Here is a 14,774-nt window from a genome sequence, read left to right as displayed (position 1 = left end):
ACCGCGCTGTGCGCGCGGTGGCTCGGAAGGGGGTCTTTATGCGCATCGAACAGTGGTCCCGTGTCCGGTTGGGGCAGAATGAGGGCCCGGCGCGCGCCAGTTGGAACGCGCCGTCCGCTCACTCCCCACGGCACCGACGGAACGGCGATATGACGACGACAGCGCTTGACGACGTGTCCACCGGCGACGATCACCCCGGCCGCCGCGGCGGCCCGACCGGCTCGGGGCGCGGGCTGGCCTGGCTGCTGGTGGTCACCAGTGCCCTGGGCATCCTCGCGTCCTGGGTGATCACCCTGGACAAGATCGAGCTGCTGAAGGACCCGAACTTCAAGCCGGCCTGCAGCCTGAACCCGATCATCTCCTGCGGCAACGTGATGCAGAGCGCGCAGGCCGAGGTCTTCGGCTTCCCCAACCCGGTCGCCGGCCTGGTCGCGTTCGGCGTGGTCATCGCGATCGGCGTCGGACTGCTCGCCGGGGCCCGCTACCGCGCCTGGTACTGGATCGGCCTGAACATCGGCACGCTCGCGGGCGCCGTCTTCTGCATGTGGCTGATGTCGCAGTCGCTGTACGTCATCAACTCGCTGTGCCTGTGGTGCACGCTGACCTGGTGCGTCACGATCCTGATGTTCTGGTACACCACCGTGCACAACCTGAAGCACAAGATCATTCCTGCGCCGGAGGGGCTGCGGAAGGCCGTGGTGGAGTTCCACTGGGTCGTGCCGGTGCTCTGGTACGGCGTGATCGCGCTGCTGATCCTCACCAAGTGGTGGTCGTACTGGAGCTCCCTGGTCTGAGGCGGCTGCCCGCTTCGACGACTGCGTCGGGCGGCCGGGAGACCGGCTCCCGGCGGCGTTGTCGGTGCGGTGGCATAGGCTCTGAAGCGTGGAGCCCGACCTGTTCACCGCCGCTGCCGAAGACCGCCAGGAGAAGGACCCGACCGGGTCACCCCTCGCCGTACGGATGCGTCCGCGCACCCTCGACGAGGTGGTCGGCCAGCAGCATCTGCTCAAGCCGGGCTCGCCGCTGCGCCGCCTGGTCGGCGAGGGCGACGGCGGGCCCGCCGGCCCGTCCTCCGTCTTCCTGTGGGGCCCGCCGGGCATCGGCAAGACCACCCTCGCGTACGTGGTCAGCCAGGCGACGAACAAGCGCTTCGTGGAGCTCTCCGCGATCACCGCGGGCGTCAAGGAGGTGCGCTCCGTCATCGACGGCGCGCGCCGCGCCTCGGGCGGTTACGGCAAGGAGACCGTCCTCTTCCTCGACGAGATCCACCGCTTCAGCAAGGCCCAGCAGGACTCCCTGCTGCCCGCCGTCGAGAACCGCTGGGTGACGCTGATCGCCGCCACGACCGAGAATCCGTATTTCTCGGTGATCTCCCCGCTGCTCTCCCGCTCGCTGCTGCTGACCCTCGAACCGCTCACCGACGACGACCTGCGCGGCCTGCTGAAGCGCGCGCTGACGGACGCGCGGGGGCTGGCGGGCGCGGTCACCCTGCCCGAGGACACCGAGGCGCATCTGCTGCGCATCGCCGGCGGCGACGCGCGCCGCGCGCTCACGGCCCTGGAGGCGGGGGCCGGGTCGGCCCTCTCCAAGGGGGAGAAGGAGATCACCCTCCAGACGCTGGAGGAGTCCGTCGACCGGGCCGCGGTGAAGTACGACCGCGCCGGCGACCAGCACTACGACGTCGCCAGCGCCCTGATCAAGTCCATCCGCGGCTCCGACGTGGACGCGGCGCTGCACTACCTCGCGCGGATGATCGAGGCGGGGGAGGACCCGCGGTTCATCGCCCGCCGGCTGATGATCTCGGCGAGCGAGGACATCGGGCTCGCCGATCCGTCCGCCCTGCAGACCGCGGTGGCCGCGGCCCAGGCCGTCGCGATGATCGGCTTCCCGGAGGCCCGCATCACCCTCAGCCAGGCCACCATCGCGCTGGCCCTGGCCCCCAAGTCCAACGCGGCCTATCTGGCGATCGACGCGGCCCTCGCGGACGTACGGGCGGGGCTGGCGGGCCCCGTGCCGCCGCATCTGCGCGACAGTCACTACAAGGGCGCCGAGAAGCTGGGCCACGGCAAGGGCTATCAGTATCCGCACGACCTGCCGGGCGGTATCGCCGCACAGCAGTACGCGCCGGACGAGGTGCACGGCAAGCGGTATTACACCCCTACGCGGTACGGCGCCGAGGCGCGGTACGCGGAGGTGACGGAGCGGGTCCGCAGCCGCTTGCGCGGCGAGGAGTAGCCGGCGTCGCCGAGGGCGTCCCGGTCCGCCGCCGGGCGCGGACGGCTCTCGGCCGACGGCCGTCGCCGCTCTTCCCCGGCTTCCGCCGGGCGGTGCTCCCGGGCGGGCCGGACGCGGACGGGCCCGATGTGGTCCGAGCCCGTCCGGCGATCGCGACGGCCGGGTGGGTCATCCGGACGCGGCCGCGTCGAAGAGGGTGTGCATGGCGCGGCGGAGTTCGGAGACGTCGCGGACGGGTTCGGGGAAGTCGAAGCGGGCGTCGAAGGAGCGGCGCTCGGCGTCGGTGAAGCGCACCCGCAGGCCGAAGCGGTCCAGGGCCACCGGCACGGCCCCGTCGCCGACGTCGCACGCGCGCCGTGAGCGGTCCCCGAGCAGCGTGCACAGGCCGCGGACCTGGTCGCTGTGGGCCGAGTGGAGATGCTGGAGCAGCTCCGCCTCGTGGGCCGCCAGCGGATCGGGTTCGGCCTGGGCGAACTCCTCCGGCTCGATGGCCTGGGCGCCCCACAGGTCGTCCACGGCCGCCTCGCCGACCTCCATGCGCAGCATCATCCAGGCGGGCCGCCCGAACATCCCCGGCGGCGGGTCCGGCTGCAGGGCCTCGCCGATGCCCAGCAGCTCGCCGACCGGGTGCCGCTCGGCGAGCAGCATCGCCGCGCGGGCGCGCTCCTCGTTGCGTACGGGGGTGAGCCAGCCCGCGACCCAGGCCCGGCCGCGGATGCGGTGGGGCACCGAGACGGGGGCCACGTCGGTGATCTCCATCACGGCGGTGAGATCGTCGTCCTGGGCGTGTGCGGCGGCCCTGGCGGCCGCGGAGTCCCCGGGGACCAGGAGGAGTACGTCACCGGCAGCGGTGACCGTACGGCATACTGGTGCGGAGAGTCCGGCGTCGTCGGGGTCCTCGATTCCGGGGATGCTCAGCGAGGCCATACCATTGGACTCGACGAGGGTTCGTACGCGCTCGGCGGCGGCTGGCTGCTGGGCGTCTTCCACGGGACGCGGCTGACCCGTCCCGGTGCTCTGACCAGCACCGGGCAGGGGGATCCCAGGTCGAAACATGCGTTCTCCTCGAAGTAAGGTAAGCCTAACCTAACCTACACGGAGGTCCGTTCCACGTGAACCAGTCGCGTCCCAAGGTCAAGAAGTCGCGCGCTCTCGGCATCGCCCTGACGCCGAAGGCCGTCAAGTACTTCGAGGCCCGTCCCTACCCGCCCGGCGAGCACGGCCGTGGCCGCAAGCAGAACAGTGACTACAAGGTCCGACTGCTCGAAAAGCAGCGTCTGCGTGCGCAGTACGACATCAGCGAGCGCCAGATGGCGCGTGCCTACGACCGCGCTCGGAAGGTCGAAGGCAAGACGGGCGAAGCGCTGATCATCGAGCTTGAGCGCCGTCTGGACGCGCTCGTCCTGCGTTCGGGCATCGCCCGGACGATCTACCAGGCCCGTCAGATGGTCGTCCACGGCCACATCTCGGTGAACGACCGCAAGGTCGACAAGCCGTCGTTCCGCGTCCGTCCCGACGACGTCGTGATGGTCCGCGAGCGCAGCCGTGAGAAGCACCCCTTCCAGGTCGCGCGCGAGGGTGGCTACGCCCCCGACGGCGAGACCCCGCGCTACCTGCAGGTCAACCTCAAGGCCCTGGCGTTCCGCCTGGACCGTGACCCGCAGCGCAAGGAGATCCCGGTGATCTGCGACGAGCAGCTCGTCGTCGAGTACTACGCCCGTTGATCCAGGCGTAGTCACCGCACGGCCGCGCCCCGCGCGCGGCCGGCCGCGCGCTCAGCCCGTCGTCTCCCCGCCGCTCGCGGTGGGGGAGGCGGCGGGTTCGTCCGTTTCCGGGTGCGGTCCCGGTGCCGTGGCACGCCGGCCCGGCGGGGCACCGCGCGGGGGGCGCCGCAGGGGGCACACGGAGCGCACGCGCGGATGCGCACCGCGTTCGGACGCCCGCCGACGAGCCCCGCGCCGCACGGCGAACGCGGTACGGGCGGACGGCCGCGGCGCGATAGGCTCGGGCTCTGCCGTTCGAGCAGGACGGGACCAGACCAAATCAGTCGGAGAGTGGTGCCAACGTGTCCGGTGGAGAGGTGGCCGGGATTCTCGTGGCCGTCTTCTGGGCGATCCTCGTGTCCTTCCTCGCCCTCGTGCTGGTGAGGCTCGCACAGACGCTCAAGGCGACGACCAAGATGGTCGCCGAGGTGTCCGAACAGGCCGTACCGCTCCTGGCCGACGCGTCCGCGACCGTCCGCTCCGCGCACACCCAGCTCGCCCGCGTCGACGCGATCGCCTCCGACGTCCAGGAGGTCACCTCCAACGCCTCCGCGCTGTCCTCGACCGTCTCCTCCGCGTTCGGCGGACCACTGGTCAAGGTCGCGGCGTTCGGTTACGGCGTACGCCGCGCGATCGGCAAGAAGGGCGCACCGCCCGAGCCGAAGCGCACCGTCGTCGGCCGCACCCTGCCCGCAGCCCGCCGAGGCGGGCGCCGCAACCGTCGCTCCAAGGACTGATCGCCGCGATGTTCCGCCGCGCATTCTGGTTCACCACCGGCGCCGCCGCCGGAGTCTGGGCCACCACCAAGGTCAACCGCAAGCTGCGCAAGCTCCAGCCCGACAGCCTCGCGGCGCAGGCCGCCGACAAGGCCGTCGAAACCGGACACCGGCTGCGCCAATTCGCGTTGGACGTCCGGACGGGAATGGCGGACCGTGAAGGGCAGCTCAACGAAGCACTGGGCCTGACGGACCAGGGCGACGCCCGCGAGCTGCCGCCGGCGCGCTCCCGCGCCGCACTCGAAACGACGCAGTACCAGATCACGCAGCACCGAACGAGAACACCCGGCCCGACCGGACCGACCGGAAATGAGGACCACTGATGGAGTCGGCTGAAATCCGCCGCCGCTGGCTGCGCTTCTTCGAGGAGCGCGGGCACACCGTCGTGCCGTCGGCGTCGCTGATCGCGGACGACCCGACGCTGCTGCTGGTCCCCGCGGGCATGGTGCCCTTCAAGCCGTACTTCCTCGGCGAGGTCAAGCCGCCCTTCGCGCGCGCCACCAGCGTCCAGAAGTGCGTGCGCACGCCGGACATCGAAGAGGTCGGCAAGACCACCCGGCACGGCACGTTCTTCCAGATGTGCGGCAACTTCTCCTTCGGCGACTACTTCAAGGAAGGCGCCATCAAGTACGCCTGGGAGCTGCTGACCGGCTCCCGGGAGGACGGCGGCTACGGCCTGGACCCGGAGAAGCTCTGGGTCACGGTCTACCTCGACGACGACGAGGCCGAGCGCATCTGGCACGAGGTCGTCGGTGTGCCCAAGGAGCGCATCCAGCGCCTGGGCAAGAAGGAGAACTACTGGTCCATGGGCGTCCCCGGCCCGTGCGGCCCGTGCTCCGAGATCAACTACGACCGCGGTCCCGAGTTCGGCGTCGAGGGCGGCCCGGCCGTCAACGACGAGCGGTACGTGGAGATCTGGAACCTGGTCTTCATGCAGTACGAGCGCGGCGAGGGCACCTCGAAGGAGGACTTCGAGATCCTCGGCGACCTGCCGAGCCAGAACATCGACACCGGCCTCGGCCTGGAACGCCTGGCGATGATCCTCCAGGGCGTCCACAACATGTACGAGACCGACACCCTGCGCGTCGTGATCGACAAGGCCGGCGAGCTGACCGGCGTGCGCTACGGCGCCGCCGAGGACAGCGATGTGTCGCTGCGCGTGGTCGCCGACCACATGCGCACCTCCACGATGCTCATCGGCGACGGCGTCACCCCCGGCAACGAGGGCCGCGGCTACGTCCTGCGCCGCATCATGCGCCGCGCCATCCGCAACATGCGCCTGCTCGGCGCCACCGGCCCGGTCGTCGCCGACCTGCTCGACGTCGTGATCAAGACGATGGGCCAGCAGTACCCGGAGCTGCTGGAGGACCGCAGGCGCATCGAGACGGTCGCCCTCGCCGAGGAGGCCGCCTTCCTCAAGACGCTCAAGGCCGGCACCACCATCCTGGACACCGCCGTCACCGAGACCAAGGCCGCCGGCGGCACGGTCCTCGCCGGCGACAAGGCGTTCCTGCTCCACGACACCTGGGGCTTCCCCATCGACCTCACCCTCGAAATGGCCGCCGAACAGGGCCTTTCGGTGGACGAGAACGGCTTCCGCCGGCTGATGAAGGAGCAGCGGGAGCGCGCCAAGGCCGACGCCCAGGCCAAGAAGCACGGCCACGCCGACCTGTCCGCCTACCGCGAGGTCGCCGACCGCGCCGGCGCCACCGTCTTCACCGGCTACGCCCACACCGAGGGCGAGTCCACCGTCGTGGGCCTGCTGGCCAACGGCGTGTCCGCGCCCGCCGCCCACGAGGGCGACGAGGTCGAGGTCGTCCTGGACCGCACCCCCTTCTACGCCGAGGGCGGCGGCCAGCTCGCCGACACCGGCCGGATCCGCCTGGAGTCGGGCGCCGTCGTCGAGATCCGCGACGTGCAGCGCCCGGTCCCCGGCGTCACGGTCCACAAGGGCGTCGTCCAGGTCGGCGAGGTCGTGGTCGGCTCGTCCGCGTACGCCACCATCGACGTCAGGCGCCGCCGGGCCATCGCCCGTGCCCACAGCGCCACCCACCTCACCCACCAGGCGCTGCGCGACGCGCTCGGCCCCACCGCCGCCCAGGCCGGTTCGGAGAACTCCCCGGGCCGTTTCCGCTTCGACTTCGGCTCGCCGGCCGCCGTGCCCGGTATGGTCCTGACCGACGTCGAGCAGCGGATCAACGAGGTGCTCTCCCGCGAGCTGGACGTCCAGGCCGAGGTCATGAGCATGGAGGACGCCAAGAAGCAGGGCGCCATCGCCGAGTTCGGCGAGAAGTACGGCGACCAGGTGCGCGTGGTGACCATCGGTGACTTCTCCAAGGAGCTGTGCGGCGGCACGCACGTGGCCAACACCGCCCAGCTCGGCCTGGTCAAGCTGCTCGGCGAGTCCTCCATCGGCTCCGGCGTGCGCCGCGTGGAGGCCCTGGTCGGCGCCGACGCGTACCACTTCCTGGCCCGTGAGCACACCGTCGTCTCGCAGTTGACCGAGCTGGTCAAGGGCCGCCCCGAGGAGCTGCCCGAGAAGGTCTCCGGGATGCTGGCCAAGCTCCGGGAGGCCGAGAAGGAGATCGAGCGCTACCGCGCGGAGAAGGTCCTCCAGGCCGCCGCCGGACTGGCGCGGGACGCCAAGGACGTACGGGGTGTCGCACTGGCCGCCGCCCAGGTCGCCGAGGGCACCTCCGCCGACGACCTGCGCAAGCTGGTGCTGGACGTGCGCGGCCGCATCCCGGGCGACCGCCCGGCCGTGGTGGCCCTGTTCACGGTGGCGGGCGGCCGTCCGCTGACCGTCATCGCCACCAACGAGGCCGCCCGCGAGCGCGGCATCAAGGCCGGTGACCTGGTGCGTACCGCCGCCAAGACGCTCGGCGGCGGCGGTGGCGGCAAGCCGGACGTCGCCCAGGGCGGCGGCCAGAACGCCGCCGCGGTGCCCGAGGCCATCGAGGCCGTCGAGCGCCTCGTGTCCGAGGCGGCCTGAGCGCGTGAGTGAGATGCGGCGCGGCAGGCGCCTCGCCATCGACGTGGGGGACGCCCGGATCGGGGTCGCCTCGTGCGACCCCGACGGGGTCCTCGCCACCCCCGTGGAGACGGTGCCGGGCCGGGACGTCCCGGCGGCGCACCGGCGGCTCAGGGCGATCGTCGAGGAGTACGAGCCCATCGAGGTCGTCGTCGGTCTGCCCCGCTCCCTCAACGGGGGAGAGGGGCCGGCCGCGGCCAAGGTGCGGGCCTTCGCGCTGGAGATGGCGCGCGGGATCGCTCCGGTGGCGGTACGCCTCGTCGATGAGCGCATGACAACCGTCACAGCCACGCAGGGGCTGCGGGCCTCCGGGGTCCGGAGCAAGAAGGGCCGTTCCGTGGTGGATCAGGCCGCTGCCGTGGTGATTCTGCAGAGCGCGCTGGAGACCGAACGGGTGTCCGGTCACCCACCCGGCGAGAGCGTCGAAGTGGTCATCTGATCGCGGTACGGTAACGTTCCGCGCGACGTCGCGGCGGATCGAACAACCGCACGTGCAGAAAGAGGCGGTCGGTACCGCAGGCGCTGCCACCCAGGAGCGCACCGCCTCGCGGCTCTAGGGGATCGATGACTGAGTATGGCCGGGGCTACGGCTCCGAACCGTGGCATCCCGACGACCCTCTCTACGGAGACCAGGGTCGTTCCGGAGGCCGGGCGCAACAACCTCAGCAAGGTTCCTACGGGGGGCAGTACGGCGGTCCGCAGCAGCAGGCCGCCTACGGAGGCCAGCAGCACGGTGGCCAGCAGCACGGAGGCCAGCAGCCGCCCTACGGGCAGCAGCCACAGGGCCCGCACCCGTCCCAGTGGGACGAGCTGTCCGGCCCCTACCCCCCGGCCCCGCAGCAGTACAACGGCGGATGGGACGCCTCCCAGGGCGGCGGCGTCCCGTACGACCCGTATGGCCAGCACCCGCCCGTCGACCCGTACAGCGGTCAGAGCCCCGACTACTACGGGACGCAGGACGCCTACCCGCCGCCCCAGCCGCAGCACCTGCGGCAGCAGCAGGCCGGGCAGCACGGACAGCCGGGCCGGCCGGGGCAGGGCGAGGAGGGCGATCAGGTCGCCCGGACCGCGCAGTTCGAGGCGGTGCGGCCGGAGCAGTTGCGCCAGCCGCCGCACCCGTCCCCGCCCGCCGACGACTTCCGGGCCGCTCCCGGGCCCGAGCAGGACGAGCAGGTACGGGACCCGGCGCACTCCTTCTTCCAGGACGACCGGGACGACCGGGACGACGACCGCTACGACGACGCCGGCCCCCTCCCGCGTGAGGAGCGCCGCGCCGGCCGCGGCCGCAAGGGCAAGCAGCGCAGCCGGATGGCCTGCCTGATCGTCGCCGGTGTCTTCGTCGTCGGCGGCGGCGCGGTCGCCTACTTCGGCTACGACTTCTGGATGAGCCACTTCGGCCCGGCCCCCGACTTCGAGGGGGAGGGCAGCGGGGACGTGCAGGTCCAGATCCCGTCGGGCACCTCCGTCATGGAGATGGGCCTGATCCTCAAGCGCGAGGGCGTCGTCAAGAGCGCCGACGCCTTCACCGAGGCGGCCAGCGACAAGCAGCTCCAGGCCGGCGCCTACTCGCTGCGCAAGCAGATGTCCGCGGCGTCCGCGGTGCGGCTCATGCTCGACCCCAAGAGCCGCAACGGCCTCACCGTCCGCGAGGGCCTGCGCAACGGCGCCGTCTACGAGCTGATCGACAAGAAGCTGCACCTGAAGCCCGGCACGACCAAGGACGTCGCCGTCTCGCAGGCCAAGGACCTCGGGCTGCCCTCCTGGGCGAACGGCAACCCGAAGATCAAGGACCCGCTGGAAGGGTTCCTCTACCCCTCCACCTACAGCGTCAGCGGCAAGGCGAAGCCGGCGGACGTCCTCAAGGAGATGGTGGCGCGGGCCACCCGGGAGTACGCCAAGTACGACCTGGAGGAGAACGCGCGGAAGCTCGACCTCAAGTCGCCGCTGGACCTGATCACGGTCGCCAGCCTCACCCAGGCCGAGGGCATCACCCACGACGACTTCCGCAAGATGGCCGCGGTCGTCTACAACCGGCTCGCCCCGAGCAACACGGTGACCAACCAGAAGCTCGAATTCGACTCGACGTACAACTACCTGAAGAACCAAAGCAAGATCGACATCGGTACGCGCGAGATCCGCACCTTCGACGACCCGTACAACACGTACTTCTACAAGGGCCTGCCGCCCGGCCCGATCGGCAACCCCGGCGCGGACGCGCTGAAGGCGTCGATCGACCCGGACAACAGCGCCAAGTGGATGTTCTTCATCTCGATCGACGGCAAGAAGACGGACTTCACGACCAACCTCAAGGACCACGAGAAGCTGGTCGAGGAGTTCAACAAGCGCAAGCGCCAGTCGTAGGCCCCGGCGCCCGGCCGCCGTCCCGCGACCGGGCGGGGGCGGCCGGTCCGGGGGCGCCTCGGCCGCCGTACGCGGTTCGTCTATCGTTTCGCGGGTCCGAGCTGAGGAGCAGCATGACCAGTGAAATCCAGGGCCGACACCGCGCGGCGGTCCTCGGGTCGCCCATCGCCCATTCCCTCTCCCCGGTCCTGCACCGGGCCGCCTACGCCGAACTGGGCCTGGCCCACTGGGAGTACGGCCGGCACGAGGTCGACGAGGCCGCGCTGCCCGGCTTCATGGCGGGGTTGAACGGCGCGTGGGCGGGGCTGTCCCTGACCATGCCGCTCAAGCGCGCGGTGATCCCGCTGCTGGACGCGGTCAGCGACACCGCCGCCTCCGTCGAGGCCGTCAACACCGTCGTCTTCACCGAGGACGGGCGGCGCACGGGCGACAACACCGACATCCCGGGCATGCTGGCCGCCCTGCGCGAGCGCGGGGTGCAGCAGGTCGAACAGGCCGCGGTCCTGGGCGCCGGCGCCACCGCCTCCTCCGCGCTCGCGGCCCTGTCCCGCATCTGCGTGGGCGAGGTGACCGCCTACGTACGCAGTGCCGCGCGGGCCGCGGAAATGCGCGGTTGGGGCGAGCGGCTGGGCGTGTCCGTCCGTACGGCCGACTGGTCGCGGGCGGCCGCGGCCTTCGAGGCGCCGCTGGTGATCGCCACCACCCCGGCCGGGACCACCGACGCGCTGGCCGCCGCCGTGCCCGAGCAGCCCGGCACCCTCTTCGACGTCCTGTACGAGCCGTGGCCGACCACCCTGGCCACGGCGTGGGGTGCCCGGGGCGGAGCGGTCGTGGGCGGCCTGGACCTGCTCGTCCACCAGGCCGTACTACAGGTGGAGCAGATGACGGGGCGGTCGCCCGCGCCCCTGGAGGCGATGCGCGCGGCGGGGGAGGCGGCGCTCGCGAGCCGGTGACGCCCCGGAGCCGCCCGGCACCGGTCCGTTTTCCGGACGGGAAGCGGGCCGCCCGGGCGGACGTGGGAGGATCAGGGGAAGACTTCGCGCAGTAGCAGGACATGAGGAGCATCGTTGAGCAGGTTGCGCTGGCTGACGGCGGGGGAGTCGCACGGCCCCGCACTCGTGGCGACGCTGGAGGGCCTCCCGGCCGGCGTCCCGATCACCACGGACATGGTGGCGGACGCCCTGGCCCGTCGCCGGCTCGGTTATGGCCGCGGTGCCCGCATGAAGTTCGAGCGGGACGAGGTCACCTTCCTCGGTGGTGTCCGGCACGGTCTCACCCTCGGCTCGCCCGTCGCGATCATGGTCGGCAACACCGAGTGGCCCAAGTGGGAGAAGGTCATGGCGGCCGACCCGGTCGACGAGGCGGAGCTGGCCGAACTGGCCCGTAACGCCCCGCTGACCCGGCCCCGCCCCGGTCACGCCGACCTCGCCGGCATGCAGAAGTACGGCTTCGACGAGGCCCGGCCGATCCTGGAGCGCGCCTCCGCCCGCGAGACCGCGGCCCGCGTCGCACTCGGCACGGTCGCCCGCTCCTTCCTCAAGGAGACCGCCGGCATCGAGATCGTCTCGCACGTGGTCGAGCTGGCCGCCGCCAAGGCCCCCTACGGCGTGCTGCCCACGCCCTCGGACGTGGCGAAGCTGGACGCGGACCCGGTGCGCTGCCTGGACGCCGCGGCGAGCGAGGCGATGGTCGCCGAGATCGACCAGGCCCACAAGGACGGCGACACCCTCGGCGGTGTCGTCGAGGTGCTGGCGTACGGCGTGCCCGTCGGTCTGGGTTCGCACGTGCACTGGGACCGGCGGCTGGACGCGCGGCTGGCCGCGGCCCTCATGGGCATCCAGGCCATCAAGGGCGTCGAGGTCGGCGACGGCTTCGACCTGGCCCGGGTGCCCGGCTCCCAGGCGCACGACGAGATCGTCTCCACCGACGAGGGCATGCGTCGTACCACCGGCCGTTCCGGCGGCACCGAGGGCGGCCTGTCGACCGGTGAGCTGCTGCGCGTACGGGCCGCGATGAAGCCCATCGCGACCGTCCCGCGCGCCCTGGCCACCGTCGATGTCTCCACCGGCGAGGCCACACGGGCCCACCACCAGCGCTCCGACGTGTGCGCCGTCCCGGCGGCCGGCATCGTCGCCGAGGCGATGGTCGCGCTGGTGCTGGCGGACGCGGTGGCGGAGAAGTTCGGCGGCGACAGCGTGCCGGAGACCCGCCGCAACGTCCGGTCCTTCCTCGACGGCCTGGCGATCAGGTGACGCCGCCGCTCGTGGTGCTGGTGGGCCCCCCGGGCGCGGGGAAGTCCACCGTGGGGGCCCTGCTGGCCGAGCGGCTCGGTGCCGGGTACCGCGACACCGACGCGGACATCGAGGCGGGCGCGGGCAAGCCCATCGCGGAGATCTTCATCGACCACGGCGAGCCGCACTTCCGTGAGCTGGAGCGCCGCGCGGTGCGCGCCGCGGTCGAGGGGCACCCCGGGGTGCTCTCGCTCGGCGGCGGCGCGATCATGGACGAGGGCACCCGCGCCCTGCTGTCCGGCCTGCCGGTCGTCTTCCTGGACGTCCGGCTGGCCGACGCCGTACGGCGGGTGGGGCTGGACGCGCCGCGTCCGCTGCTCGCCGTCAACCCGCGCCAGCGGTGGCGCGAGCTGATGGAGGCGCGCCGCCCGCTGTACACGGAGGTCGCGCGGGCCGTGGTCGCCACGGACAGCCGGACGCCCGAAGAGGTCGCCGACGCCGTACTGGACGCATTGCAGCTACAGACACCCCCGGAGGCCGGGGCGCCGGCGGCGGACGCCGCGGCCCCCGGCACGCCCGGGAGAGAGGAACACCCGTGACGGAGCAGCCCATCCGCATCCAGGTCGGCGGCACCGCGGGCACCGACCCGTACGAGGTCCTGGTCGGCCGGCAGCTCTTGGGCGAGCTGGCGGGCCTGATCGGCAACAAGGCCCGGCGCGTCGCCGTCCTGCACCCGGAGGCGCTGGCCGCCACCGGCGAGGCGCTGCGCGAGGACCTGGCGGGCCAGGGGTATGAGGCGATCGCCGTCCAACTGCCCAACGCCGAGGAGGCCAAGACCGCCGAGGTCGCCGCGTACTGCTGGAAGGCGCTGGGGCAGAGCGGCTTCACCCGCACCGACGTGATCGTGGGCGTCGGCGGTGGCGCCACCACCGACGTCGCGGGCTTCGTCGCCGCGACGTGGCTGCGCGGCGTGCGCTGGATCGCCGTACCGACCACCGTGCTCGCCATGGTGGACGCGGCGGTCGGCGGCAAGACCGGCATCAACACCGCCGAGGGCAAGAACCTGGTCGGCGCCTTCCACCCGCCGGCCGGTGTGCTGTGCGACCTGGCCGCGCTGGACTCCCTCCCGGTCCACGACTACGTCTCCGGGCTCGCCGAGGTCATCAAGGCCGGCTTCATCGCCGACCCGGTGATCCTGGAGCTGATCGAGTCCGACCCCGAGGGCGCCAAGCGCCCCGACGGGCCGCACACCACCGAGCTGATCGAGCGCGCCATCCGCGTCAAGGCCGAGGTGGTCTCCGCGGACCTGAAGGAATCCGGGCTGCGCGAGATCCTCAACTACGGCCACACCCTCGGCCACGCCATCGAGAAGAACGAGCGCTACAACTGGCGGCACGGCGCCGCCGTCTCCGTCGGCATGGTCTTCGCCGCCGAGCTGGGCCGGATCGCCGGGCGGCTGGACGACGCGACCGCCGACCGGCACCGCGCCGTCCTGGCGTCGGTGGGCCTGCCGCTGACCTACCGCGGCGACCAGTGGCCCAAGCTGCTGGAGACGATGAAGGTGGACAAGAAGTCGCGCGGCGACCGGCTGCGCTTCATCGTGCTGGACGGCCTGGCCAAGCCCACCGTCCTGGAGGGTCCCGACCCGGCGATGCTGCTCGCCGCGCACGCGGAGATCGCCGCGTGAGGCGCGTCCTGGTCCTCAACGGGCCCAACCTCGGCCGGCTGGGCTCCCGCGAACCCGACGTGTACGGCGCCACCTCCTACGCCGGGCTGGTGGAGCGGTGCACCGCGCTCGGCGAGGAGCTGGGCCTCGCGGCGGAGGTCCGGGAGACCAACGACGAGGGCGAGCTGGTGCGCTGGCTGCACGAGGCGGCGGACGGATCCGTTCCGGTCGTCATCAACCCCGGCGCGTTCACGCACTACTCGTACGCCCTGCGGGACGCCGCCGCCCAGCGCACGGCGCCGCTCGTCGAGGTGCACATCTCCAACCCGTACGCCCGCGAGGAGTTCCGCCACACCTCGGTGATCGCGGCGGTGGCCAGCGGCACGATCGCCGGCTTCGGCATCGGCTCCTACGAACTCGCGCTGCGCGCGCTGGCCGCCGAACTCACCGGCTGAGCGCGGCCCGCCGCCCGCACCACGCCGCCCCCGGCCGTCGCCGCGCCGACGGCCGGGGGGTTCCGGCCGCCCCGGCGGGGGAGGACTGCGGCCACCCTCTGCGGGTACCGTTCGCCGGACAACCACCTCGGCCCACCCGGGCCGGACGCCCGGCGCGCCGGACACGCGAGCACCGTATGGACGAAGAACCGCCCGTACCCCGAGCACCGCGCCCGCCGCGGGCGGCCCACGCCATTCGACCGTACGAGACGGAGAG

At 72.3% G+C, this 14,774-nt stretch carries 14 protein-coding genes; 13 read left to right on the top strand and 1 reads right to left on the bottom strand.

What is annotated here, in order from left to right; all coding sequences use genetic code 11:
- Positions 1–149 precede the first annotated feature (149 nt).
- Complete coding sequence (locus tag ACH4EB_RS11655; protein WP_398347234.1) at positions 150–794, top strand: vitamin K epoxide reductase family protein; 645 nt, start codon at positions 150–152, stop codon at positions 792–794.
- An 88-nt stretch (positions 795–882) separates the two neighbouring features.
- A complete protein-coding gene (locus ACH4EB_RS11650; RefSeq protein WP_398347233.1) occupies positions 883–2,235 on the top strand; it encodes a replication-associated recombination protein A in 1,353 nt (450 codons plus the stop codon).
- 168 nt (positions 2,236–2,403) lie between these two features.
- Here ACH4EB_RS11650 and ACH4EB_RS11645 read toward each other — a convergent pair whose 3' ends face one another.
- Complete coding sequence (locus tag ACH4EB_RS11645) at positions 2,404–3,162, bottom strand: DUF2470 domain-containing protein (protein WP_398347609.1); 759 nt, start codon at positions 3,160–3,162, stop codon at positions 2,404–2,406.
- A gap of 185 nt (positions 3,163–3,347) precedes the next feature.
- Between ACH4EB_RS11645 and rpsD the strand changes: the two genes are divergently transcribed.
- From rpsD to aroQ, 11 genes are all read left to right on the top strand, one after another.
- Positions 3,348–3,959 (top strand): 30S ribosomal protein S4, encoded by a 612-nt coding sequence (rpsD, locus tag ACH4EB_RS11640; protein WP_030023487.1) that lies wholly within the window; start codon positions 3,348–3,350, stop codon positions 3,957–3,959.
- 341 nt (positions 3,960–4,300) lie between these two features.
- Entirely contained in the window at positions 4,301–4,735 is a 435-nt protein-coding gene (locus tag ACH4EB_RS11635) for a DUF948 domain-containing protein (protein ID WP_398347232.1), read from the top strand.
- 8 nt (positions 4,736–4,743) lie between these two features.
- Positions 4,744–5,097 carry a DUF6167 family protein gene (locus ACH4EB_RS11630; protein ID WP_398347231.1) on the top strand — a complete coding sequence of 118 codons (354 nt, stop codon included), beginning with the start codon at positions 4,744–4,746 and terminating at the stop codon, positions 5,095–5,097.
- Positions 5,097–7,766, top strand: a complete 2,670-nt coding sequence (alaS, locus tag ACH4EB_RS11625; RefSeq protein ID WP_398347230.1) for an alanine--tRNA ligase — start codon at positions 5,097–5,099, stop codon at positions 7,764–7,766. The genes ACH4EB_RS11630 and alaS overlap by 1 nt, the downstream gene beginning before the upstream one ends.
- A gap of 13 nt (positions 7,767–7,779) precedes the next feature.
- Positions 7,780–8,244: a Holliday junction resolvase RuvX gene (ruvX, locus tag ACH4EB_RS11620; RefSeq protein WP_398347608.1), complete on the top strand. Its 465-nt coding sequence runs from the start codon at positions 7,780–7,782 to the stop codon at positions 8,242–8,244.
- 125 nt (positions 8,245–8,369) lie between these two features.
- Positions 8,370–10,166 (top strand): endolytic transglycosylase MltG, encoded by a 1,797-nt coding sequence (gene mltG / locus ACH4EB_RS11615; protein ID WP_398347229.1) that lies wholly within the window; start codon positions 8,370–8,372, stop codon positions 10,164–10,166.
- Between the two features lie 113 nt (positions 10,167–10,279).
- Positions 10,280–11,119: a shikimate dehydrogenase gene (locus tag ACH4EB_RS11610; protein ID WP_398347228.1), complete on the top strand. Its 840-nt coding sequence runs from the start codon at positions 10,280–10,282 to the stop codon at positions 11,117–11,119.
- A 114-nt stretch (positions 11,120–11,233) separates the two neighbouring features.
- Entirely contained in the window at positions 11,234–12,418 is a 1,185-nt protein-coding gene (aroC, locus tag ACH4EB_RS11605) for a chorismate synthase (RefSeq protein ID WP_398347227.1), read from the top strand.
- The gene (locus ACH4EB_RS11600; protein ID WP_398347226.1) at positions 12,415–12,996 is read left to right on the top strand and encodes a shikimate kinase; all 582 of its coding nucleotides are present in this window, start codon (positions 12,415–12,417) and stop codon (positions 12,994–12,996) included. Before aroC ends, ACH4EB_RS11600 begins: the two co-directional genes overlap by 4 nt.
- The gene (aroB, locus tag ACH4EB_RS11595; RefSeq protein WP_398347225.1) at positions 12,993–14,084 is read left to right on the top strand and encodes a 3-dehydroquinate synthase; all 1,092 of its coding nucleotides are present in this window, start codon (positions 12,993–12,995) and stop codon (positions 14,082–14,084) included. The genes ACH4EB_RS11600 and aroB overlap by 4 nt, the downstream gene beginning before the upstream one ends.
- Complete coding sequence (gene aroQ / locus ACH4EB_RS11590; protein ID WP_398347224.1) at positions 14,081–14,518, top strand: type II 3-dehydroquinate dehydratase; 438 nt, start codon at positions 14,081–14,083, stop codon at positions 14,516–14,518. Before aroB ends, aroQ begins: the two co-directional genes overlap by 4 nt.
- Positions 14,519–14,774: the final 256 nt, after the last annotated feature.

It is taken from the genome of Streptomyces sp. NPDC018045, from assembly GCF_044327445.1.
Lineage (GTDB): Bacteria > Actinomycetota > Actinomycetes > Streptomycetales > Streptomycetaceae > Streptomyces.
Note: the sequence above shows the minus strand (reverse complement) of the source record. Positions and strands in the feature narration are given on the sequence as shown.

Bases quoted from the DNA above. Each gene is read 5' to 3' on its own strand.
- ACH4EB_RS11655 (WP_398347234.1), top strand. From the start codon at position 150: ATGACGACGACAGCGCTTGACGACGTGTCCACCGGCGACGATCACCCC.
- mltG (WP_398347229.1), top strand. From the start codon at position 8,370: ATGACTGAGTATGGCCGGGGCTACGGCTCCGAACCGTGGCATCCCGAC.
- ACH4EB_RS11630 (WP_398347231.1), top strand. From the start codon at position 4,744: ATGTTCCGCCGCGCATTCTGGTTCACCACCGGCGCCGCCGCCGGAGTC.
- ACH4EB_RS11645 (WP_398347609.1), bottom strand. From the start codon at position 3,162: ATGGCCTCGCTGAGCATCCCCGGAATCGAGGACCCCGACGACGCCGGA.
- ACH4EB_RS11610 (WP_398347228.1), top strand. From the start codon at position 10,280: ATGACCAGTGAAATCCAGGGCCGACACCGCGCGGCGGTCCTCGGGTCG.
- alaS (WP_398347230.1), top strand. From the start codon at position 5,097: ATGGAGTCGGCTGAAATCCGCCGCCGCTGGCTGCGCTTCTTCGAGGAG.
- ruvX (WP_398347608.1), top strand. From the start codon at position 7,780: ATGCGGCGCGGCAGGCGCCTCGCCATCGACGTGGGGGACGCCCGGATC.